Source organism: Kitasatospora humi, assembly GCF_020907985.1.
Lineage (GTDB): Bacteria > Actinomycetota > Actinomycetes > Streptomycetales > Streptomycetaceae > Kitasatospora > Kitasatospora humi.
This window is the reverse complement of record NZ_JAJJPA010000023.1, coordinates 80,305-103,796: the sequence shown is the minus strand read 5'-3', so window position 1 is coordinate 103,796 and position 23,492 is coordinate 80,305. Positions and strand designations below refer to the sequence as shown.

Annotated in this window: 16 protein-coding genes; 12 read left to right on the top strand and 4 right to left on the bottom strand. The window is 74.6% G+C overall.

Features of this window, described 5'->3' with window-relative positions; translation table 11 throughout:
* The first annotated feature begins 37 nt into the window (after positions 1–37).
* From LN042_RS21875 to moeZ, 3 genes are all read left to right on the top strand, one after another.
* On the top strand, positions 38–889 hold the full coding sequence (locus tag LN042_RS21875; protein ID WP_230052986.1) for a hypothetical protein: 852 nt from the start codon (positions 38–40) through the stop codon (positions 887–889).
* Between the two features lie 56 nt (positions 890–945).
* Positions 946–1,932 (top strand): NAD-dependent epimerase/dehydratase family protein, encoded by a 987-nt coding sequence (locus tag LN042_RS21870; RefSeq protein WP_230052985.1) that lies wholly within the window; start codon positions 946–948, stop codon positions 1,930–1,932.
* A gap of 155 nt (positions 1,933–2,087) precedes the next feature.
* Positions 2,088–3,266 carry an adenylyltransferase/sulfurtransferase MoeZ gene (moeZ, locus tag LN042_RS21865; protein WP_230052984.1) on the top strand — a complete coding sequence of 393 codons (1,179 nt, stop codon included), beginning with the start codon at positions 2,088–2,090 and terminating at the stop codon, positions 3,264–3,266.
* Between the two features lie 58 nt (positions 3,267–3,324).
* Here moeZ and LN042_RS21860 read toward each other — a convergent pair whose 3' ends face one another.
* A complete protein-coding gene (locus LN042_RS21860) occupies positions 3,325–6,018 on the bottom strand; it encodes a lysylphosphatidylglycerol synthase transmembrane domain-containing protein (protein ID WP_230052983.1) in 2,694 nt (897 codons plus the stop codon).
* A gap of 145 nt (positions 6,019–6,163) precedes the next feature.
* On the opposite strand from LN042_RS21860, the gene LN042_RS21855 reads away from it, so the two are divergent.
* The 4 genes from LN042_RS21855 (at position 6,164) to LN042_RS21840 (ending at position 14,648) form a co-directional block, all read left to right on the top strand.
* Entirely contained in the window at positions 6,164–6,535 is a 372-nt protein-coding gene (locus tag LN042_RS21855) for an MGMT family protein (RefSeq protein WP_372495793.1), read from the top strand.
* Positions 6,536–6,576: 41 nt separating this feature from the next.
* On the top strand, positions 6,577–9,993 hold the full coding sequence (locus LN042_RS21850; RefSeq protein ID WP_230052982.1) for an ATP-dependent helicase: 3,417 nt from the start codon (positions 6,577–6,579) through the stop codon (positions 9,991–9,993).
* 35 nt (positions 9,994–10,028) lie between these two features.
* The gene (locus tag LN042_RS21845) at positions 10,029–13,268 is read left to right on the top strand and encodes an ATP-dependent DNA helicase (RefSeq protein WP_230052981.1); all 3,240 of its coding nucleotides are present in this window, start codon (positions 10,029–10,031) and stop codon (positions 13,266–13,268) included.
* 189 nt (positions 13,269–13,457) lie between these two features.
* Positions 13,458–14,648, top strand: coding sequence for a PP2C family protein-serine/threonine phosphatase (locus tag LN042_RS21840; protein ID WP_230052980.1), 1,191 nt, complete (start codon positions 13,458–13,460; stop codon positions 14,646–14,648).
* Here the strand turns inward: LN042_RS21840 and LN042_RS21835 are convergent, their stop codons facing one another.
* From LN042_RS21835 to LN042_RS21825, 3 genes are all read right to left on the bottom strand, one after another.
* Complete coding sequence (locus LN042_RS21835; RefSeq protein WP_230052979.1) at positions 14,649–15,239, bottom strand: hypothetical protein; 591 nt, start codon at positions 15,237–15,239, stop codon at positions 14,649–14,651.
* A gap of 10 nt (positions 15,240–15,249) precedes the next feature.
* Positions 15,250–15,555: a hypothetical protein gene (locus tag LN042_RS21830; protein WP_230052978.1), complete on the bottom strand. Its 306-nt coding sequence runs from the start codon at positions 15,553–15,555 to the stop codon at positions 15,250–15,252.
* 110 nt (positions 15,556–15,665) lie between these two features.
* Positions 15,666–16,637: an endonuclease/exonuclease/phosphatase family protein gene (locus tag LN042_RS21825; RefSeq protein WP_230052977.1), complete on the bottom strand. Its 972-nt coding sequence runs from the start codon at positions 16,635–16,637 to the stop codon at positions 15,666–15,668.
* A gap of 108 nt (positions 16,638–16,745) precedes the next feature.
* On the opposite strand from LN042_RS21825, the gene LN042_RS21820 reads away from it, so the two are divergent.
* The 5 genes from LN042_RS21820 (at position 16,746) to nudC (ending at position 23,413) form a co-directional block, all read left to right on the top strand.
* Positions 16,746–17,348, top strand: coding sequence for a PadR family transcriptional regulator (locus tag LN042_RS21820; protein WP_230052976.1), 603 nt, complete (start codon positions 16,746–16,748; stop codon positions 17,346–17,348).
* Positions 17,345–18,088, top strand: a complete 744-nt coding sequence (locus LN042_RS21815) for an ABC transporter ATP-binding protein (protein ID WP_230052975.1) — start codon at positions 17,345–17,347, stop codon at positions 18,086–18,088. Before LN042_RS21820 ends, LN042_RS21815 begins: the two co-directional genes overlap by 4 nt.
* Complete coding sequence (locus LN042_RS21810; protein ID WP_230052974.1) at positions 18,085–20,892, top strand: FtsX-like permease family protein; 2,808 nt, start codon at positions 18,085–18,087, stop codon at positions 20,890–20,892. Before LN042_RS21815 ends, LN042_RS21810 begins: the two co-directional genes overlap by 4 nt.
* A gap of 92 nt (positions 20,893–20,984) precedes the next feature.
* Positions 20,985–22,391, top strand: a complete 1,407-nt coding sequence (locus LN042_RS21805; protein WP_230052973.1) for a dipeptidase — start codon at positions 20,985–20,987, stop codon at positions 22,389–22,391.
* An 89-nt stretch (positions 22,392–22,480) separates the two neighbouring features.
* Positions 22,481–23,413: an NAD(+) diphosphatase gene (gene nudC / locus LN042_RS21800; RefSeq protein ID WP_230052972.1), complete on the top strand. Its 933-nt coding sequence runs from the start codon at positions 22,481–22,483 to the stop codon at positions 23,411–23,413.
* Positions 23,414–23,492: the final 79 nt, after the last annotated feature.

Genomic DNA, 23,492 nt, shown 5'->3' with positions numbered 1-23,492 from the left:
CCCGGACGATCCCGGCGCGCGGGGATCGGCGGACCCGGTGCGGGAGTTGATGGCGGCGCACCGGGGGCTGTGCGAGCGGGCGGTGGACTCACTGGAGATCGCGGCGGGGCTGGAGGAGGCCGGGATCGGGGCGGCCCTGGTGGGCCGCTACCGGCACGCCGACGTCTTCGCGCTCGCCGACGAGCTGTTCGCCCGGGTGCCGCGCCGCCCGGTGGAGCCGGTGCCCGTCGCCCCCGGTCCCCGACCAGTTGGCTGGCGGCACCGGTTCGGCGTGCTGGCCGGGCTGTTGGGCGCGCTGCTGCTGCCACTGGCCACCGCGCCGCCGGGGGCGCTGGGCACGGCGCTGACCCTGGCGGTGGCCGGCTGGCCCGCGGCCGGCGCCGCCGACCGGGCCGCCCGCTGGCTGCGGCGCACCGGGCGCGGTCAGGTGCGCAGCGCGGCGACCGCGGCGGAGTTCCGGGCCCGGATGCGCCCGGTGCTGCCGGTCGCCCTGGGCTTGCAACTGGCGGTGCTCGCGCTGACCAGCTTCATCGCGCTGGCCGTACTGACCGCGCTGGTGCCGCCGCCCGGTCCGGTGAGCCATGCCGGGCTGCTGCCGGCCGTGGTCCAGCGGGCCGGAGCGGTCCAGTGGTACGGCCAGGCGGTGCTCGGTCTGCTGGTGGGCACGGCCGCCGTGCTGCGCCGGTTGGGGCGCGCGGGTCTGGCACTGGCCGGGCTGCTGGTCGCCGACGGCGCGGGGCTGCTGCTGGTGGCGCTGCGCGAGGGCGGCCTGCTGGGTGGCTGGGCCGACGTCCCCGGTGCGCTGGCGGCGCTGGCTGCCGGCGTCGCCGCGGCGGTCCTGCTGCCCGCGGCCTGGGCCGCCACCGGGCGACCGGGGGCGTTCGGCTGACGTCCCGTCGGTCATGCCCGTCCATACTGTTTCGACATCACGTGGGAGGACACCCCATGCGGGTGCTGTTGTTGGGGGCCGGTGGCTTCATCGGCCGCCGGGTCGCCGACCGGTTGTTCTTGGACGCCGATCTGCAGGTCACCGTGCTGGGTCGGCGGGATGCCGCCGACATCAGGTTCGATCTGGCGTCCGGGAGCCCGGGGGCGCTGGCCCGGTTCCTGGACGCGGTGGCGCCCCAGGTGGTGGTCAACTGCGCCGGGGCGAGCCAGGGCGCACCGCGCACCCTGGTGCGGGCCAACTCGCTCGCGGTGGCGACCGTTTGCGAGGCGATCAGGCGCAGCCGGGAGCCGGCCAGGCTGGTGCACCTCGGCTCGGCCGCCGAGTACGGGCCGGTGCCGGTGGGCTCGATCACCTCCGAGTCCGCCGAGCCGCGGCCGGTCGGCCCGTACGGGGTGTCCAAACTGGCCGGCACCGAACTGGTGCTCTCCTCCGGGCTGGACGCCCTGGTGCTGCGGGTCTTCGACGTGGTGGGCCCGGGCGCGCCGGCCGCCTCGCTGTTCGCCCGGCTGGCCGAGGGGCTGCGCCGGGCACTGGAGCTGGGCGAGCCGCGGGTGCGGGTGCCGGACCTGTCCGCATTCCGAGACTTCGTGGACGTCCGGGATGTCGCGGAGGCGGTCCGGGCGGCGGTGGACTCGGCGGCGACCGGAGTGGTCAACATCGGCTCGGGGCGGGCCGTGCGGGTCCGGGAGGCGGCCGATCTGCTGGTGCGGGCCTCTGGTTTCGACGGGCTGCTGAGCGAGGAGACCAGGGCCGCGCCATTGCCCGCCCAACCGTGCGGATCCGTCCGGGCGGCGAGCGAGTCGTCGTCGGCGCACCCCGCGGCGGCGCACCCGGCGGCGGCCGAGCACCGGGCTGCCCCGGAGCCGGTGCTCTGGCGCCAGGCCGATGTGCGGACCGCCCGGGAGCGGCTCGGCTGGCGGGCGCAGACTCCGCTGGAGGAGTCGCTGGGCGACGTCTGGCTGGAGACCGCCTGCCGGGTCTGAGGCGCCGGCGGTGCGGCGGGCGGGCGCGGGCCGACGGGCACCGGTCCCATCATCCGGCGAAGCCGTCTCGCCAGTTGGACGAGCTGTCTCGGAATACCGGTCGGGCGTGAGACTGTTTCACAGGAACAACTGATCTGACGACCATCGGAGTCCCCGTGTCGCTGCCACCCCTGGTCGAGCCCGCCGCCGAGCTCACCGTAGACGAGGTCCGCCGGTACTCCCGCCACCTGATCATCCCGGATGTCGGGATGGACGGACAGAAGCGGTTGAAGAACGCCAAGGTGCTCTGCGTGGGCGCCGGCGGTCTCGGTTCCCCTGCCCTGATGTACCTGGCCGCGGCCGGCGTCGGCACCCTCGGCATCGTCGAGTTCGACACCGTCGACGAGTCCAACCTGCAGCGCCAGATCATCCACGGGCAGTCGGACATCGGGCGCTCCAAGGGCGAGTCGGCGCGGGACTCGGTCAAGGAGATCAACCCGTACGTCAACGTGGTCCTCCATGACGAGCGGCTCGACAACGACAACGTCATGGAGATCTTCTCCGGCTACGACCTGATCGTGGACGGCACCGACAACTTCGCCACCCGCTACCTGGTGAACGATGCGGCGGTGCTGCTCGGCAAGCCCTACGTCTGGGGCTCGATCTACCGCTTCGACGGCCAGGCGAGCGTCTTCTGGGCCGAGCACGGCCCGTGCTACCGCTGCCTCTACCCGGAGGCCCCGCCGCCGGGCATGGTGCCGTCCTGCGCCGAGGGCGGCGTGCTCGGGGTGCTCTGCGCCTCGATCGGCGCGATCCAGGTGACCGAGGCGATCAAGCTGCTGGCCGGCGTCGGTGAGCCGCTGGTCGGCCGCCTGATGATCTACGACGCCCTGGAGATGAACTACCGGCAGGTCAAGGTCCGCAAGGACCCGGACTGCGCGCTCTGCGGCGAGAACCCGACCGTCACCGAGCTGATCGACTACGAGTCGTTCTGCGGCGTGATCTCGGAGGAGGCGCAGGAGGCGGCGCTGGGGTCGACCATCACCCCCAAGCAGCTCAAGGAGATGCAGGACAACGGCGAGGACGTCCTGCTGATCGACGTCCGGGAGCAGAACGAGTACGAGATCGTCAACATCCCGGGCGCGGTGCTGATCCCCAAGAACGAGTTCCTGATGGGGAACGCGCTGGAGAAGATGCCGCAGGACCGCAAGATCGTCGTGCACTGCAAGACCGGTGTCCGCTCGGCCGAGGTGCTGGCGGTGCTGAAGGCGGCCGGGTTCGCCAACTCGGTCCACCTCGGTGGCGGCGTGATCAGCTGGGTCAACCAGATCGAGCCGGAGAAGCCGGTCTACTGATCGCACCACGCCGTGGGGCCGGCCTGCGCACCGAGTCGGAGCGCAGGCCGATCCGTCGTCAGAGCGCGCCCTTGCGCTGCAGATAGCTGTAGGCGATCCAGCCGGGCAGCACCGGCAGCCAGAAGGTGAGAGCCCGGTAGAGGAAGACCGCGGAGGTCGCCGTGGCAGCCGGCATGCCCAGGCTCAGCGCGACGATCAGCGCACCCTCGATGGCGCCGATCCCGCCCGGGGTCGGCACCGCCGAGCCGGCGGCGTTGGCGGTGAGGAAGACCACCGCGACCGTGGCGTAGTCCATCGAACCGCCGAACGCCTTCACCGACGCGTCCAGGCAGGCGGTGAAGGTCAGCGTCAGCAGCACGATGCCGCCGAGGCCGGTGACCAGCTTGCTGGGCGTCTGCATAAGGTCGAGCATCCGCGGCACCACGCCGAAGAACAGCGAGCGCAGCCGGGTCAGCACGAACCGCCGCAGCGGCGCGACCGCGGCCACCACCAGAGCCAGCACCGCCGCCGTCAGCACCCCGATGATCACCGCGCGTTCGCTGCCCGCGTTGCCGTTGCTGGCGCTGCCGGTGATCAGGCCGAAGCAGAACAGCAGTACCAGGTGGCCGCCCAACCCGGCCAGCTGGGAGGCGCCCACACTGGCCACCGCCTGCCCGGGCCGCACGCCGGCCTTCTGCAGGTAGCGGGTGTTCAGCGCGATCCCGCCGATCGCGGCCGGTGCCACCAGCTTCACGAACGAACTGGCCAGCTGTGCGGCCACGGTCCGGCCGAACGGCAGCTTCTCCGGCACGAAGCCGGTCAGGCTCATCGCCGCCGCGATGTAGGTGACCCCGGCGCACGCCAGCGCCACCAGGGCCCACGGCAGGTCCAGCTGGGAGAGCTTCAGCTCGCCCGGCTGGATGGTGGTGACCGCCAGATAGGCGGCGAAGGCCAGACCCACCACGGTGATCAGCGTCTTCGGCCGCAGCCGCTCCAGCTTGGCGGGCGCCTCCGGGGCCTCCGGGGCGATCTCCAGGATCTGCTGCCGGATCCGGCTGAGCAGGTCCTCGGAGGCCGCCGCGATGTCCTCCTCGGCCTGCTCCCGGGTCCGCTCGCCGGCCGCCACCTGCTCCAGCGCCAGCGCCTGGGCGGCGGCCCGGCGCTCCTTGGCCTGCTTCGCCAGGTCGGCCCGGGTCTGCCGGCTCATCCCGACCGGTTGCAGCAGCGGCAGCGCGGCGGCCACCCGGTCCCGGCCGAGCTCCTTCCGGGCGACCGCGACCGCCCGCTCCGGGCCGATCCGCAGGGCGAAGGTGGTGAGCAGCTGGGCGACGTCGATCCGCAGCGTCAGGTCGCCGGCCGCGATGTCGCCACCGGACAGGTTGACCAGCACGCCCCGCCGCTCGTCAACCACCAGCAGCGACTCGCCGGTCAGCCGGCGGTGGGCGATCCGGCGGTCGTGCAGGGCGCCGACCGACCTCCAGAACGAGGCCATCAGGTCGTCGCTGATCTCGTCGTCGGCCAGCTCGTCGAGGGTGCGGCCCGACACCTGCTCGTAGACCAGGACCGCCGCGTCCGGTCCCAGCTCGGAGGTGGCCACCAGCTGCGGGGCGTCCGCGCCGGCCGCGGCCGCGGCGTAGGCGATGAGCGCCTCCTGCTCCAGCGCCTGCCGCAGCGACTGCGGGCTGCGCCGCACCGCGACGGTGCGCAGCCGCAGCCGCCGCCAGGCCCGGTAGAAGAAGCCGGAGGCCTGCTGCTCGCGGTCGATGATGTGGACGTCCAGGGCCGGGCCGTCCTGCTGGTTCACCACGTAGCGGCGGGTGCCGCCGGGCGCGTCGGGCGCGCGGTGGGCGTACCGCGGGCTGAAGCCCACCCGCCGCAGCCCCAGCATCAAATGCTGCCCGGTCGGCCGGATGTTGGGGGAGCCGATCGTGTAGAGCGTGCCGTAGGCGACCGACCAGCCGAGCAGCAGGGTGAGCAGCAGCGAGAGCGGGGTGGTGGACCCGCTGATCAGCTCGGTGACGCCACTGATCAACACCACCGTCCACAGCGCCACCCGCCAGCGGGGTCGGCTGGCCAGCCCGACCGCGGTCATGAAGGCGATCACCGGTGCCAGATAGCCGTGCACCGGCTCGGTGAGCGGCCCGCCGCCCTCCGGGGCCTTGGTGAACGCGGTGCGGATCGCCGCCGAGGCGCCCTCGGCCACCCACCAGTCCACGGCCAGTGAGATGCCGTAGGCCAGCACCGCGGCGAGCACGCCGTCGGCGACCCTCAGGCCGTCGCGTTTGATCAGCCGTTCGACGGCGAAGGCCACCGGCACGGCCAGCACCGCGACGCCGGAGAGCAGGTTGCCGAAGGTGGTCAGCCAGGGGGCGACGTGCTTGATGTTGGCGTGGATGTCGGTCGAGATGCCGCTGGTGGTCTGGATCGCGATGTTGGCGATCACGAACAGCGCGATGATGCCCAGCACGCCGACCGCGAAGCGGATCAGGTCGGACGGCCGGTGGGCACGGGCCGCGAGCAGCGGCTCGTCCACCGCCAGGTGGTCGCCGTCCTGGTCACCGGCCCCGTTGGGCGGCACCGGAGCGCCGCCGCTGCCCCCGGCCCCGCCCGGAGGCGGCACGGGCCCCTCGCCCCCGCCCTTGCGGCGCGGCGGGCGGCCCGCTCCCGGCGCGGTTCGCTTGACCAGCGAGACCTTCGGCTGCTCGGCGGGCGCGCCAGCGGAGGTGGGCTCGGCAGAGCCCTGTTCCACATCCACGTCAGCCGTCCCGGTCATCTGGTCTTGTCCTCGTATCACCACTCACCGCCTGGATGAAGATGGTGGCATGCCGAACTCCCCGCCGCCGGACAGGGGCGGGCCCGGACGGGGTGAATACCCCGCGGGGGGCCGCGCCCTGCGCCGCATGGGCAACAATGCCCGAATGACGGACAACAGCGCGGACCCGCCCGCCCCGCCCGCCTTCGGCGAGGAGGGGCCCGGCCCCAGCACCGACCTGCCCCCGTTCGCGGAGATGGTGCTCGACGTGATCGACCGTATCCCTCCCGGCCGCGTGATGACGTATGGCGACGTGGCCGAATATCTCGGCGAGGGCGGACCGCGCCAGGTGGGCCGGGTGCTGGCGCTCTACGGGGGCGCGGTGCCCTGGTGGCGGGTGGTGCGGGCGGACGGCACGTTGCTGCCCGGCCACGAGCACCGGGCGCTGGCCGCCTACCGCACCGAGGGCACCCCGCTGCGCGAGGGGGTCGAGCAGTACCGGGTGGACATGCGCCGGGCGCGGTGGGACGGCCGGTAGAGCGTAGGCTCTACTCTTCCGTTCCCGATCCCTGGACGACCGTGGCCTCCCCCTACCGACTGGTGCGCAGCCCGCTCGCGACGCCCGCCCCGCCGGAGCTGGACCCCTTCCAGCAGGCGGTGGCCGAGCACGCGGGCGGCCCGCTGCTGGTGCTCGCGGGCCCGGGGACCGGCAAGACCACCACCCTGGTGGAGGCGGTGGCCCGCCGGGTCGAGCGGGGCACCGACCCGGAGCGGATCCTGGTGCTGACCTTCAGCCGCAAGGCCGCCATGGAGCTGCGCGACCGGATGGCGGTGCGGCTCGCCGCGGCGCCGCAGGCCACCACCTTCCACTCGTTCTGCTACGCCCTGCTCCGCTCCCAGCAGGAACCCGAGCGGTTCGCCGAGCCGCTGCGCCTGCTCTCCGGCCCCGAGCAGGACGTGATGGTCCGCGAGCTGCTGGCCGGCGGGGCGCAGGACGCGGCGGCGGGCACCGGGAGCATCCACTGGCCGCTGGACCTGCGGGCCTGCCTGACCACCCGGGGCTTCGCCGACGAGGTGCGCGCGGTGCTGGCCCGCAGCCGCGAGCTGGGGCTCGGCGAGGCGGAGCTGGCCCGGTTCGCGGCCGGGGTGGAGCGCCCGGACTGGGCGGCGGCCGCGCACTTCCTGGCCGACTACCTGGACGTGCTGGACCTGCGCGGGGTGCTGGACTACGCCGAGCTGGTGCACCGCGCGGTCCTGCTGGCCGAGCGTCCCGAGCTGGACCTGGCCGCCCGCTACGACGCGGTCTTCGTGGACGAGTACCAGGACACCGACCCGGCCCAGGTGCGACTGCTGCAGCGGTTGGCGGGCGGTGGCCGGGACCTGGTCGCGGTCGGCGACCCGGACCAGTCGATCTACGCCTTCCGGGGCGCCGACATCAACGGCATCCTGGACTTCCCGCAGCAGTTCCGGCAGCGCGACGGCCGCCCGGCCGAGGTGAAGGTGCTGCGGGTGTCGCGACGGGCGGCGCCGGTGCTGCTGGCCGCCTCCCGGCAGCTGGCGGCCCGGATGCCGATGGGCCGGCTGCCGGCCGACAAGCTGGCCGAGCACCGGGCGCTGCTGCCCGGGCCGCACGCCACCGCCGGCAGCGTCGAGGTCTACACCTACCCGAGCCCGGGGGCGGAGCTGGAGAGCATCGCCGACCTGCTGCGCCGCGCGCACCTGGAGGACGGGGTGCCGTGGGGCGAGATGGCGGTGCTGGTGCGGGCCGGGGCCCGGGCGATACCGGGGGTGCGGCGGGCGTTGAGCGTGGCCGGGGTGCCGCTGGAGATCGACGGTGACGACCTGCCGCTGCGCGAGGAGCCGGCGGTGGTGCCGATCCTGCTGGCGCTGCGGGTCTGTGCGGAGGGGGCGGCGGCCGAACGGGCCGTCGACCTGATCCCCGCGCAGCGAAAGTCGTCCGAGCCGACTTCTCACGTTCAACCTGCGAGCGATGCTCACCCTGCGAGCCACGCTCAACCGGCGAACCACGCCCGCCCCGCGGCCACCGAGCCGCTGACCGCCGAGATCGCACACACCCTGCTCACCGGCCCGTTGGGGGGGCTCGACGGCGCCGACCTGCGCCGGTTGGGCCGCGAGCTGCGCGAGGAGGAGCGCGCGGCCCTTCGAGAGGCGGACGAGACGGACGAGGGGCGCCCGCAGCCGATCGTGCGCTCCGCCGAAGAGCTGGTCCGGGAGGCACTGGCGGAACCCGAGCGCCTGGTGGTCTTCGACTCGGCCCCGGCCCGCCGGGCCCGCGAACTGGGCACGCTGCTGCGCAAGGTCCGGGACCTGCTGCGCGGTGGCGGCACCGCCGAGGAGGCGCTCTGGCAGCTCTGGGACGGCAGCCCGCGCTGGCGCGAACGGCTCGAGCGGGCCGCGCTGCGCGGTGGTGCCGCCGGCCGCAACGCCGACCGCGACCTGGACGCGCTCTGCGCCCTGTTCGAAACCGCCGCCCGCGCCGAGGAGCGGGTCACCGGCCACCGCGGCGCCCTCGACCTGCTGGAGGAGCTGGCCGCCCAGGACATCGCCGCCGACACCCTCACCGTCCGCACCGCCCGCCCCGAGGCGGTCCGGCTGATGACCGCGCACCGCGCCAAGGGCCTGGAATGGCGGCTGGTCGTGGTGGCCGGTGTGCAGGAGGGCCTCTGGCCCGACCTGCGCCGCCGCGGCTCGCTGCTGGAGGCCGACCGGATCGGCCGGGACGGCCTGGCCGAGCCGCTCTCCCCGGGCGCCCTGCTGGCCGAGGAGCGCCGCCTCTTCTACGTGGCCGCCACCCGGGCCAAGGAGCGCCTGATCGTCACCGCCGTCAAGGCGCCCGCCGAGGACGGCGACGAACCCTCCCGGCTGCTCCGCGAGCTCTACCGCGAGGAGCTCGACCCCCGCACCGGCAAGGTGCTGCGCCGCACCCCCGCCGTGACCGTGGAGGACGTCACCCACCGCCCGCGCCGCCCGCTCTCGGTCGCCGCCCTGGTGGCGGAGCTGCGCGCGGTCACCGTCGACCCCGACCGCTCGCCCGAGCTGCGCCGGGCCGCCGCCGAACGCCTGGCCCGGCTGGCCACCGCCGCCGACGACACCGGTGCCCCGCTGGTCCCGGCCGCCCACCCCGACCGCTGGTGGGGCCTGGCCGACCCGACCAGCAACCCGGTCCCGCTGCGCGAGCCGGACCGCCCGGTGCAGCTCTCCGGCAGCGGCCTGGAGCAGCTGGACAGCTGCTCGCTGCAGTGGTTCCTGACCAAGGAGGTGCGGGCCCAGACCGGCAGCTCCGGCGCCCAGGGCTTCGGCAACGTGCTGCACGCGCTGGCCGACGAGGTGGGCTCCGGGCGCACCCCCGCCGACCTCGCGGTGCTGCTGGAGCGGCTGGACACGGTCTGGGACGCGCTGGCCTTCGACGCGCCGTGGAAGTCGGCGCAGGAGAAGGCGAACGCCCGGGCCGCGCTGGAGCGGTTCCTGCACTGGCACGTGCTGGAGCGCGGCCGGGCCGTCCTGGCCACCGAGCACGGCTTCGACCTGACCCTGCCGGTCGGCGACGTCGCGGTGCGGATCCGCGGCGTGCTGGACCGGGTGGAGCGGGACACCGTCGGCCGGGCCTACGTGGTGGACTTCAAGACCGGCAAGCAGGCCCCCAGCGACAAGTCGCTGCCCGAGCACAAGCAGCTGGCGGTCTACCAGCTGGCGGTCCGCGAGGGCGCGCTGGACCCGCTGCTGAACGAGCGCCCCCCGCTCGGCGGCGCCGAGCTGGTGCAGCTGCGGCTGGAGGACAAGAAGGCGCCCGAGGCGCCCAAGGTGCAGCACCAGCCGCCGCCGGACGGCGAGCCGTGGATCGAGAACCTGCTCGCCGACGCGGCCGGCCGGGTGCTGGCCGAGCGGTTCGTGCCGACCGCGGGTGACGCCTGCGGCCACTGCGCCTTCAAGCGCAGCTGCTCGGCCCAGCGGGACGGCCGGCAGCTGATCGACTAGACCCGCTGTCGGGGCGGCCGGTTACCGTTGACCCCATGCTCAGCCACCCCGACCAGCTCAAGGAGCTGCTCGGCATCCCGTTCAACCGGGAGCAGCTGGCGGCGATCGGTGCGCCGCCGGCACCGGCGGTGATCGTGGCGGGGGCCGGTTCGGGCAAGACCACGGTGATGGCGGCCCGGGTGGTCTGGCTGGTCGGCTCCGGCACGGTCCGGGCCGACCAGGTGCTGGGCCTGACCTTCACCAACAAGGCGGCCGCGGAGCTCGCCGAGCGGGTGCGCACCGCGCTGGCCCGGGCCGGGCTGCGGGACGGCGCCGAGGTCGAGGGCGATCCGGAGATATCCACCTACCACGCCTTCGCCGGCCGCCTGCTCAAGGAGCACGGCCTGCGGATCGGCATCGAGCCGGACGTGCGCCTGCTGGCCGACGCCACCCGGTTCCAGCTGGCCGCCCGGGTGCTGCGCTCCGCGCCCGGTCCGTTCCCGCACCTCAAGGACCGCTTCGCGACCCTGGTCGCCGAGCTGACCGCCCTCGACGCCGAGCTGGCCGAGCACCTGGTGGCGCCCGCGGCCCTGCGCGAGTTCGACACCGCGCTGCTGGACGAGCTGGCCACCGTCAAGCTGACCAACCAGGACCTGCGGGACGTGCCCGAGGCGGCCCGGGGCCGGTTGGAGCTGCTCACCCTGGTCGAGGAGTACCGGCGCCGCAAGCAGGCCGCGGGCCTGATGGACTTCGGCGACCAGATCGCCGCCTCCGCCCGGCTGGCCATCGAGCGCCCCGAGGTCGGCCGGCTGCTGCGCGAGCAGTACCGGGTGGTGCTGCTGGACGAGTACCAGGACACCTCGGTGGCCCAGCGGCTGCTGCTGGCCGGCCTGTTCGGCGGCGCGGCGAGCGGTGGCCACCCGGTCACCGCGGTCGGCGACCCGTGCCAGGCGATCTACGGCTGGCGCGGTGCCTCGGTGGCCAACCTGGACGACTTCCCGGCCCACTTCCCGGCCGCCGACGGCACCCCGGCGGCCCGTTACGCCCTGAGTGAGAACCGGCGCAGCGGCGGTCGGCTGCTGGCCTTCGCCAACGAGCTGGCGGCACCGCTGCGCGAGTTGCACGAGGGCGTGGCGGCGCTGCGCCCGGCGCCCGGCGCGGAGCAGGAGGGCTTCGCCCGGGTGGCGCTGCTGCCCACCCACGCCGAGGAGATCGACTGGCTGGCCGACTCGATCGCGCACCTGGTGCGCACCGGCACCCCGCCCGGCTCGGTGGCGGTGCTCTGCCGGTCCGCCACCACCTTCCCCGACATCCACGCGGCCCTGGTGGCCCGTCAGGTGCCGGTGGAGGTGGTGGGCCTGGGCGGGCTGCTGCAGCTGCCCGAGGTGGCCGACCTGGTCGCGGTCTGCGAGGTGCTGCAGGATCCGACGGCCAATGCCGCGCTGGTGCGGCTGCTGATCGGTCCGCGCTGGCGGATCGGCCCGCGCGACCTGGCGCTGCTCGGCCGCCGGGCCGCCGAACTGGTCCGCACCGCGGATCCGGCCGGTGGCGACGCGCTGGCCAAGGCGGTGGCCGAGACCGACCCGACCGAGGTGGTCTCGCTGGCCGACGCGCTGGAGACCTTCCTGGAGCCGGACCAGCACGGGGGCACGCCCCCGGCCGGAGGCCGGGGGCGGCCGGGAGGGACCCCCACCCGGCCTCAGGCCGGGGGAGAGCTGCCGTTCTCGCCCGAGGCCCGGGTGCGGTTCGCCCATCTGGCCCGGGAGCTCCGGGAGCTGCGCCGGGCGCTCGCCGAGCCGCTGATGGACGTGCTGCACCGGGTGCTCGCGGTCACCGGCCTGGAGGTCGAGCTGGCCGCCTCCCCGCAGGCGCTGGCGGCCCGCCGCCGGGAGACCCTGCACGCCTTCCTCGACGTCGCGGCCGGATTCGCCGATCTGGACGGCGACCCGGGGCTGGCGGCCTTCCTGGCCTTCCTGCGGGCCGCCGAGGAGTACGACCGGGGGCTGGACGCCGGCCTGCCGGGCGGTGAGGACACCGTGAAGGTGCTCACCGTGCACAAGTCCAAGGGCCTGGAGTGGGACGTGGTGGCGCTGCCCGGACTGGTGAAGGGCGCCTTCCCGAGCAACCGCAGCCGGGAGAAGTGGACCAGTCGCCGCCAGGTGCTGCCGTATCCGCTGCGCGGCGACGCGGCCACCCTGCCCGCCGTACCGGCCTGGCACGCCAAGGGCATGACGGCGTTCAAGAGCGGTCTCAAGGAGCAGACCGGCACCGAGGAACTGCGACTCGGCTACGTCGCGGTCACCCGGCCGCGTTCGCTGCTGCTGGCGTCCGGGCACTGGTGGGGGCCTACCCAGCGGACCGTGCGCGGTCCGTCCGAGTACCTGGAGAGGCTGCGCGAGCACGCCGAACGACCGGGCGCGGGCGAGGTGGAGCACTGGGCCGATCCGCCGGTGGACGGCGCCGACAACCCGGCGCTGCGACAGCTCGGCGACACGCCCTGGCCGCTGCCGCTGGATCCGGCTGCCCAGCTGGCCCGCCGCCGGGTGGCCGAGGTGGTGGCCCGCCGGGTGGCCGGCCACCCGGCACCGCCGCCGGAGGCGCTGGCCCCGGAGGAGCAGCGCCTGGTGGACTCCTGGGACCGTGATCTGGACGCGCTGCTCGGCGAGTTGCGCCGGTCCCGGCAGTCGGTGCGTCAGGTGCCGTTGCCCGCGGCGCTCTCCGCCTCCCAACTGATGCGGCTGGCGGCCGACCCGGACGGTTTCGCCCATGAGCTGGCCCGCCCGCTGCCCCGGCCGCCGCAGACCGCGGCCCGCCGGGGCACCAGGTTCCACGCCTGGATCCAGGCCCGGTTCGCCCCGCTGCCGCTGCTCGACCCGGACGCGCTGCCCGGCCTGGACGACGACGACATCGCCGACGAGCACGACCTCGAGCAGCTCAAGGAGGCGTTCCTGCGCGGGCCGTACGCCGACCGGCGCCCGCACCGGGTGGAGGTGCCGGTGCAGGTGGTGCTCGGCGGCCGGGTGGTGCGCGGCCGGATCGACGCGGTGTACCGGGAGCGTGACGCTGACGGTGCGTCACGGTTCGAGATCGTCGACTGGAAGACCGGTCACGAGGAGAACGCCGACCCCCTGCAGCTGGCGGTCTACCGACTGGCCTGGGCGGAGCAGCACGGCCTGGATCCGGAGCAGGTCACCGCGGCGTTCTGCCACATCCGCAGCGGTCGGGTCGAAAGACCGTCAGGACTTCCTGGACGGAAGGCGTTGGAAACGCTTCTGATCGGGAACAGTGACTATTAGGTCACAGAGAGCATCCAACTCGTCACACAGTCGCGTGAAACCGCTGCGCGATGCACGTTTCGCGCCTATTGTGGGGTCGGTAACCGGTCACCCGCGCTTGCTCGGCCACCGGCCAGGCCCCATTTCCTCACCCTCAGTCATCGCCGCAGGTGCCGATGCACCGGGCGCCTCTTGCTGGAGACACCGAAGTTGAGCGCGACCGGATGGTTCAGAGAGTTGCTGGCCGGTCCGACCCGGGGCCCGGCGACCGTCCGAACGACGGGCACCTGGCCTCGGACGGCCCTGGCCCTGCCGTTCATCGGAATGGCCCTGGTGGTGGGCCTCGACTACCTCAGCACCCTGCAAGTCACCGTCGAGCCGGCCCTGACCGCGGTGCCGGCGCTCGCCGCCATCGTCAGCCGGCGGGTCTGGTACCCGATCCTGATGGGCCTGCTGTCCGAGGGCGTGGCCTTCACCATGGCGGCCTACGACAGCGTGCTCGGCCAGTCGGTGCACAGCGCCACGGTCTTCGCCATCGCCCTGGTCACCGCGATCAGCTGGGTCAGCGCCACCTTGCGGGTGCGTCAGGAGCAGGCGCTGGCCGACGCCCAGCTGGTGGCCGAGATCGCCCGCCGGGTGCTGCTGCGCGCGGTGCCGGACCGGGTGGGCAGCGTGCGGGCCGCCGTGCACTACGCCGCGGCCGCCGCGCACGCGCGGATCGGCGGCGACCTCTACGAGGTGGTCGACACCCGGCACGGAGTGCGCGCGGTCGTCGGCGACGTGCGCGGCAAGGGCCTCGGCGCGGTGGAGACCGCCGCCGCGGTGCTCGGTGCCTTCCGGGAGGCGGCGCACCAGGAGCCGGCCCTGGGGAAGGTGGCCGGCTGGCTGGCCGTCAGCCTGGACCGGGCGCTGCACGAGCACGACCACCCCGGGGTGGACGAGGAGTTCGTCACCCTGGTGCTGATCGGGGTCGGCCCGGACGGCACCGCGGAGATCGTCAACTGCGGGCACCCGGCGCCGCTGCTGCTGACCGGCGACGGCACCGTGCGGCCCCTGGAGCTGCCCGAGACCGTGCCGCCGCTGGGCGTGCTCGACCCGGCCGACGTGTCGCCGCCGGTGCACCGGGTGCCGTTCGCCCCCGGCGACCGGGTGCTCCTCTTCACCGACGGGGTGATCGAGGCCCGTGACCGGGCGGGCCGCTTCTACCCGCTGGCCGACCGGTTCCCGCGCTGCGCGCAGGGCGGCCCGGTGGACGTGCTGGACCGCCTGCACGCCGATGTGGTCCGCCATGTCGGCCGGCCGCTCGGTGACGACGCGGCGATGCTGCTGCTGCAGTACGAGCCCGTCGCGCACGGCAGCCGGCAGCTGCCGCACCAGAACGGCCGGCTGACCCGGCAGTAGCTATGCGGCCGGCGCGTTGCGACCGCCCCGGCTGGTTCCGCTCGGGCCGGCGGGCTGCCCGGGGCCGCCCGGATCGTTGGTGACGTCGGAGCCGATCGCCAGGGAGTTCATGTCGAGGGACTGGGAGGCGTTCTGGTCGACGGCCGACGCCCGGGCCAGCACCTCGGCGAGCTGGGCGGCCAGCGCGGACTGGGCCACGGCCTGGCTAGACGCACCGCCCGGCGGCTGGGGCGCCTGCGGGTTCGGCGCCACGCTGCCGTCGTCGTGGATCACCAGGCCGTTCTGCCCGGCCCAGGCGATCAGCTGCCGCAGCTCCTGCTGGAGCTGGAGGAACTGCCGGCCGGTGGCGGACAGCAGGTCGCCGTTCTGCATGAGCAGCGACGACGCGCTGGTCAGCCGGTTCGTCGTGGTGTCGAGCGAGGCCTCGGCCGCGCCGGCCGCCTGGCCGGTCCATGCCTTCTTGGCGGCCGAGCAGACCTGGCTGCCCCAGTCGGCGGCGGCCTGGCCGAACTTCTGCGCCATCGCCGTGTACTCATCGGCGGCCTTGAACAGGGCGCCCGGTTGCATGTCGCGCAGGGTGGTGAAGTCCATCGGTCCTCCGTCAACCGGTCTGGATCGCCCGCAGGCTGCCGGCGACCGTGCTCTCGGTGCCGGACTGCCGCTGGCTGCACGTGACCAGGTTCATGCCCTGCTGGTCCATGGTGGCGGCGAGCTTGCCGATCGCCTGGCTCCAGGCTCCGCCGTTGCTCTGGACCGAGCTCGCGGTGGCGGTCTTGGGCACGCCGCCGGCCGCTTCGCCGGCGGCTTGGGCCAGCTGGGGCTGGTACCCCGAGACCTGGTTGGAGAGTCCTTCCGCCGCCGTGCCCGCGGCCTGCACCGCAGCCGGGTCCATGGTGGTATCGGCCACTGATCCCTTCCCCCGTGATAGCCGTCGTTCCGTCACCCTCGTGCGGTTGAGAGTCAATCAGGTCGCGGACAGGGCTGCCAGTTCGGTCACAACCCTGTCACCGGACCCATTCACAACTCCACCTCCACCAGCAGCGGCCGGTGGTCGGAGACCGCGACCCGGGGGGCCGTGACGGTGCCGACGGCCGTGTGCGGCAGGCCGACCGCCAGCACGTGGTCGAACTGCACGGCCGGCCGGTGCGAGGGGTACGTGGGGGTGCGGGCCAGGTCGTGCCAGCCCGGCAGGCGGGTGCCCGGCTCGCGACCGAGCCGGCGGCGGGGCAGCGGGGCGCCGCCGGCGCGGCGGGCGGCGCGCAGCTCGCGCAGGCGCTGCCGGGAGGCCGGCGCCCGGTCCAGTGCGGTGGCTCCGCCGAGCACGGTGCGCGGGACGGGGCCGACCAGGTTGAAGTCGCCGAGCACCAGGTAGGGCCGCGGCAGGTCGGCGATCCAGCGCCGGATCCCGGTCAGCTGCGCCATGTTCCAGCCGGGCACGAAGGACAGGTGGGTCGCCACCACGGTGAACGGCCCGCGCTCGCCCTCCAGCACCGCGGCCAGCGCGGCCCGCGGCTCGTCCGGCACCGGGGTCAGCCCGCGCCGCCCGGCCACCCGCAGCGGCAGCCCGAACGGCGCGGGCGCGAACCGCCGGGCCCGCCAGTGGCGCACCGGCAGCCGGGTGAGCAGGGCGGTGCCGTAGGAGGGGCGGTCGGTGGCGCGCTCCTCGTCCTCGGGCCCGTAGACGGTGAGGCCGCGCGGTTCGGGATCGGGCAGCCAGCCGGCGACCGGGGCCGGGGTGCCGTGCAGGGCGGCGGCGAACCGCCAGTCGGCGGCGCCCATCGCCTTGGCGGCCACGGCGGTCTGGTCGGCCAGTCCGGAGCGCTGCTGGTAGCGGTCCACTTCCTGGAGCGCCAGCACATCGGCGTCCAGCGCGGCGATCGCCTCGTGCAGCGGCTCGGCCGGCTGGGCGGGGAAGGGGAGCGGGCTGCCGTCGGCGGCCAGCGGCCGGCCGTGCAGCACGTTGAAGGTCGCGATTCGCAGAGGGCTCACCCGGTGACGGTACGCCCTACGGGGGGCCGGCGGCGGCACGTCGGGACACGTCCGGCACCGTGCATACCGGGTATACACGGTGCCGGATTCCGGGTATACATACTCGGTATGTCCATCAAACACGGCCTGCTCGCCCTGCTCGACCAGGGCCCCAGCTACGGCTACCAGCTGCGCACCGAGTTCGAGGCCAGGACGGGAGCCACCTGGCCGCTCAACGTCGGTCAGGTGTACACGACCTTGAGCCGCCTGGAGCGGGACGGCCTGGTCGTCCCGGACGGTGAGGACGAGGAGGGCCACCAGGTCTACGCCGTCACCGAGAAGGGCCGCGCCGAACTGCGGACCTGGTTCGACACCCCGGTGGCGCGCACCAACCCGCCGCGCGACGAGCTGGCGATCAAGCTCGCGATGGCCGTGACCGTCCCCGGCGTCGATGTGCACGCCGTGGTCCAGGGCCAGCGCCGACACAGCGTCAAGGCGCTGCAGGACTACACCCGGCTCAAGGCCAGGGCGCTCACCGCGGTCGGCGACGAGGACTCCGCCGGCACCGACCTCGCCTGGCTGCTGGTGCTGGACCAGCTGATCTTCCAGACCGAGGCCGAGGTCCGCTGGCTGGACCACTGCGAGACCCGGCTGGCCAACCGCAAGCCGCCGATCCGGCAGGCCGCCGCACCGGCCAGGCGGGTCGCCAGGACCCACGGGGAGGAACGATGACCGACCGCCAGCCGGTGCTCCAGCTGGAGCGGGTGAGCCGGGTGCACGGCCGCGGCGCCGCCGAGGTGCACGCACTGCGCGCCGTCGACCTGGCCGTGGCGCCGGGGGAGTTCGTGGCCGTGATGGGCCCGTCCGGCTCCGGCAAGTCGACCCTGCTCACCCTGGCCGGTGGGCTGGATACGCCGACCGAGGGCCGGGTGCTGGTCGAGGGCCGGCCGCTCGCCGGTCTCTCCCGCAAGAAGCTGGCCGAGGTCCGCCGCCGCTCCATCGGCTACGTCTTCCAGGACTACAACCTGATTCCGGCGCTGACCGCCGCCGAGAACATCGCCCTGCCCAGGGAACTCGACGGGGTGTCGGCCCGCACCGCGCGCCGCGAGGCGCTGGCCGCCCTGGAGGAGCTGCACATCGCCGAGCTGGCCGACCGGTTCCCCGACGACATGTCCGGAGGCCAGCAGCAGCGGGTGGCGATCGCCCGCTCGCTGATCGGCGAGCGCCGCCTGGTGCTGGCCGACGAGCCCACCGGGGCGCTGGACTCCGGCACCGGCGAGGAGGTGCTCGCGGTGCTGCGGGCCCGCTGCGACGCCGGTGCGGCGGCCATGATGGTCACCCACGAGGCCCGGCACGCGGCCTGGGCCGACCGGGTGGTCTTCCTGCGGGACGGCCTGCTGGTCGACGAGACCGGGCGGCAGCAGCCGGAGAGCCTGCTGGTGACCGGGGCCGGCGAGGCGGGTGCCCGATGAGGCTCGGCTCCTGGAGGGTGGCGCTGCGGATCGCCCGGCGGGACGCACTGCGGGCCAAGGGCCGCAGCGCCCTGGTGCTCGCCATGATCGCGCTGCCGGTGCTCGGCGTCGCCGGTGTCGACGTGGTGTACCACAGCTCCGAACTCACGCCCGCCCAGCGGGCCACCCGGGAACTGGGCACCGCCGACGTGTTGCTGGAGTTCGACGAGCCCGGCGCCCGGATCATTCAGGCACCGTTGGCCTCCGACGGGCAGGACGTGGTGCCGCTGCTGGACGGCCAGGCCGGCACCCCCGAGCAGCAGCGCAGCCGGAACACCGATCCGGCGGTGCTGGCCGCCCGGCTGCTGCCGCCCGGGTCGGCGCTGGTACCGATCCCGGCCGACCGGGCGGAACTGGCCACCAGCGCCACCGGCCGGCTGCGGGCCACGGTGGCCGCCGCCGACCTGGCCGACCCGGTCTGGCGCGGCCGGATCGACCTGGTGTCCGGCCGGGCGCCGGCCGGTGACCGCGAACTCGCGGCCACCCGCACCTTCCTGGACCGCTCCGGCCTCAAGGTCGGTAGCACCACCAGTCTGGGTGACCGGTCGTTCACCATCACCGGAGTCGCGGAGTACCCGGACGACCTCAAGACGACCGCGCTGGTGAGCCGGCCGAGCGCGGTCGCCGCGGTGGCCGCCGCCGACACCGCGGGGTCCGGCGGCAGCGACCCGCAGGCGGCGGACAGCGTGCACGAATGGCTGGTGAAGCTGCCGGCCGGCACGGCCGTCGACTGGCCGAAGGTGCTGGAGCTCAACAAGTACGGGTTCTCCGCCACCTCGCGCAGCGTGGTGCTGCACCCGCCGGCCCGCTCCCAGGTGCCGTACTACGGCAGGCCGGACCAGGACCCCTCGCTCACCGCCGGCCTCGACCGGGCCGACCAGGTGACCCTGATCACTGTGGTGGGAATGGCGCTGCTGGAGATCGTGCTGCTCGCCGGCCCCGCCTTCGCGGTCGGCGCCCGGCGCTCCCGGCGGCAGTTGGGCCTGCTGGCCGCGGCCGGCGGCGACCGGGCGCAGGTGCGTGCGGTGGTGCTCGGGGGCGGCGTGGTACTGGGCCTGGCGGGTGCCGTGGTCGGGACCGGACTGGCCGTGCTGCTGGTGGTGCTCGCCCGCAACCAGTTGGAGCTGCTGTCAGGCAAGCGGTTCGGCGCGCTGGCCCTGGTGCCCGGCGACCTGCTCGGAGTCGCGGCGATCGGCCTGGTCACCGGATTGCTGGCGGCCGTGGTGCCGGCCGTGCAGGCGGCCCGGCAGGACGTGGTGGCGGCGCTCACCGGGCGCGGCACCGTCAGGCCGCCGGCCAAGCGGCTGCTGGCGCTGGGCGTGCTGATGGTGGGTGGTGGGACGGCGATGGCGCTGCTCGGCCCCACCGCGTTGGACCGTGGTCACAGCAGCATCGCGGTGCTCGGTGGCTCGGTGATCGCCGAGCTCGGCATGGTCGCCTGCACCCCCACGCTGGTGGGCCTGTTCGGCCGGCTCGGCCGGGTCCTGCCGCTGGCGCCCCGGCTGGCGCTGCGCGACTCGGTCCGGCACCGCGGGCGCACCGCACCGGCGGTGGCCGCCGTGATGGCCGCGGTGGCCGGCTCGGTGGCGGTCGGTGTCTACGCCGCCAGCAACGACGCCGAGCAGCGAGCGGCCTACGTGCCGTCGGCTCCCGACAAGGCCGTCACACTGTTCCTCACCGACAGCGGGCACGGCCAGGGCACGGCGGCTGCCCAGCGCACCGCCGTCGAGCGGGCGATGCCGGACCTCGGCCCGGGTGCGACAGTGCTCGCGCTGCGGTACGGCGACTGCGGCACCGGGGGCCGCTGCGGCGACGTGACGGCCGAACCGCCGCCCGCCGCCCGCTGCCCCGCCGACGACCTGTCGGCGAAGAACCAGCCGGTGCCGATGGGGCTCTACCAGGACCCGCGCTGCCAGCGCACCGGACCGGCCGGGCTGGGCAGCGTGGTCAGCGGTGATCCGGGGGTGCTGCACAATCTGTTCGGGCTGCCGGGCCAGGCCGCCGAGCAGGCCGCGGCGGCGGGCAAGGCGGTGGTCTTCGAACCGTCGATGCTCCAGGACGGCAAGGCCATCGTCCGGCTGCAGGAGCCGTTCGGCCTCGCCGGCAGCCCCCCGCCGCCCTACCGTGACGTGCTGGTGGACGCGGTGCTGGCACCGGTGCCGCACCCGGCGGCCCGCATGTACCTGGCTCCGGACACCGCCGCCCGGCTGGGCATGGGCACCCGTGACAGCGCCGTTGTCTGGCTGCCGGCCGCGATGCCCTCGGACGCCGCCGTCCAGCGGGCCACCGGGGCGCTGAGCGAGCTGGAGCCGAACGGCGGCGACGTGCTCAGGGTGGAGCGTGGGTTCCGGCCCCGCAGACCCACGCTGGTGCTCGGCCTCACCGCGTTCGCCGGTCTGGTGGCGCTCGGCGCGGCCGGCATCGCCACCGGGCTGGCGGCCGCCGACTCCCAGCAGGACCTGGCCACCCTGGCGGCGGTGGGCGCCGCCCCGGGGATCCGACGGCGGCTCTCCGGTTTCCAGTGCGGGACTATCGCGGCGATGGGCGCCCTCCTCGGTGCCGTGTGCGGGATCGTTCCGGCGGTGGCGTTGCGCCGGGTCATGGACGCCGCGCCGCCCGGCAGCACGGTCCCCGGCAGGCACACGGTGATCGCGTTGCCCTGGTCGACCCTGGGGCTCACCCTGCTGGTGCTGCCGCTGCTCGCCACCGGACTGGCCGCGCTGCTCACCCGCTCCCGGGTCACCCTGGTGCGCCGAGCCGCCTGACCGCCCGGGGTGACGGATCGCACAGTGCCGCCGCGGCCCGGCTGCCGGACCGCGGCGGCACGTACGCGGCCTCGCCAACTAAAGTCGTCCGTATGACGAAAACCCCGGACAGCGCCGTCCGCTCCTTCATCGACCAGCACGAGGCCGCCTTCCTGGAGGACCTCGGCGCCTGGTTGCGCATCCCCTCCGTGTCGGCCGATCCGGAGCGGGCCGGCGACGTCCGCCGCTCCGCCGAGTGGCTGGCGGCGAAGCTGCGCGAGACCGGGTTCCCGGTCGTCGAGGTCTGGGAGACGGACGGGCTGCCGGCGGTCTTCGCCGAGTGGCCGGCCGAGTCGGCCGGCGCCCCGACCGCGCTGGTCTACGGGCACCACGACGTGCAGCCGGCGGCCAAGGCGGACGGCTGGGACACCGAGCCGTTCGAGCCGACCCGGGTCGGCGCCCGGCTGTACGCGCGGGGTGCGGCCGACGACAAGGGGCAGGTGTTCTTCCACACCCTGGGCCTGCGCGCGCACCTGGCGGCCACCGGGCGGACCGCGCCGGCGGTCAACCTCAAGCTGCTGATCGAGGGCGAGGAGGAGTCCGGCTCGCCCAACTTCGGCGCGCTGATCCGCCGGGAGCGCGAGCGGCTGGCCGCCGACCTGGTGCTCGTCTCCGACACCGGCATGTGGGACGCGGCCACCCCGACCGTCTGCACCGGGATGCGCGGCAAGCTGGACTGCCAGATCGACCTGTCCGGCCCGGACAGCGACATCCACTCCGGCTCCTTCGGCGGCGCGGTGCCCAACCCGGCGACCAGCGCGGCCGAACTGGCCGCCGCGCTGCACGACGCGGACCGCAGGGTCGCGGTGCCCGGCTTCTACGACGGCGTGGTCGAGCTGACCGAGCGGGAGCGCGAGCTCTTCGCCAAGCTGCCGTTCGACGAGCAGCGCTGGCTGGCCACCGCCAAGTCGCACGGCGCCCAGGGCGAGGCCGGCTACACCACCCTGGAGCGGATCTGGGCCCGGCCGACCGCCGAGGTCAACGGCGTCTGGGGTGGCTACACCGGCCCGGGCAGCAAGACCATCGTGCCGGCCGAGGCGCACCTCAAGCTCTCGTTCCGGCTGGTCGCCGGACAGGACCCGGAGCGGATCGAGCGGGCCATCGAGGCCTGGGTGGCGGACCGGCTGCCCGCCGGCATCCGGCACGCCATCAGGTTCGGCAGCGTCACGCGCCCGTGCCTGACCCCGCTGGACCACCCGGCGCTGCAGTCCGTGGTCCGGGCCATGGGCCGGGCCTTCGAGCAGGAGATCCTGTTCACCCGCGAGGGCGGTTCGGGACCGGCCGCCGACCTGCAGGACGTGCTGGGCGCCCCGGTGCTGTTCCTGGGCATCTCGGTGCCGTCCGACGGCTGGCACTCGATCAACGAGAAGGTCGAGCTCGACCTGCTGCGCAAGGGCGTGGAGACCTCCGCGCACCTCTGGGCCGACCTCGCCGAGACCTACCGGCCGCATGCGGACTGACCGACGCCGGATGCGGGCCGACCGACGCCGACTGCCACTGACGATGACGCTGATGACACTGTGGACGGGGACGGAACACCATGAGCACCATGCCTGAGATCCAGCGGTTCGGCGATCTGCCGCTGGCCCGTGCCGGGGTGGACCGGGCCGCCCATCACCGGCTGGACGAGCCCTGGCTGGCCGCCGCCTGGAGCCACCCGACCACCAAGGTGCTGCCGATCTCCGGCGGCGAGGCCTTCGTGGTGGACACCCCGACCGGCACCGAGCTGGTCCTGCTGCCCTCGTTCGAAGCACCGCAGGAGGGCGACCGCTACTTCCTGGGCACCGACGACGCCGGCGTCTCCTACTTCGCGTTGGCCGGCGAGACGCTGCCGGGCCGGCTGGACGGCGACGCCCGCCCGGCCGGGCTGCGCGAGGTCGGCGGCGCCCTGTCGGACCGCGACGCCGGGCTGCTGGTGCACGCGGTGGCCCTGGAGCACTGGCACCGGCTGCACAGCTTCTGCTCGCGCTGCGGACACCCGACCGAGAAGGCCGGGGCCGGGCACCTGCGGCGCTGCACCTCCTGTGCGGCGGAGCACTACCCGCGCACCGACCCGGCGGTGATCATGCTGATCACCGACGAGCAGGACCGCTGCCTGCTGGGTCGCTCGGCACTCTGGCCGGAGGGCCGCTGGTCCACGCTGGCCGGCTTCGTCGAGCCCGGCGAGTCGATCGAGCAGGCGGTGGTCCGCGAGGTCTTCGAGGAGGCCGGGGTGCGGGTCGGCGAGGTCAGCTACCGGGCCAGTCAGCCCTGGCCGTTCCCGGCCAGTCTGATGCTGGGCTTCGTGGGGAAGGCGGCGCCGGGCGGCGCCGAGCTCTCCGTGGACGGGGAGGAGCTGGCCGAGGCGCGCTGGTTCTCCCGCGAGGACCTGCGGGCCGGCTGGGAGTCCGGCGAGATCGTGCCGCCCAGCGGAATCTCGATCGCCCGTCACCTGATCGAGCAGTGGTACGGCGCACCGCTGCCGAGCAGTGAGCGCTGGTAAAGGAAATGAGCAGTGGGGGGCGTGTGCCATTCGTGCACGCCCCCCATTTGCCTTGGTTGCTCTGGTGCGCGCGGATCGC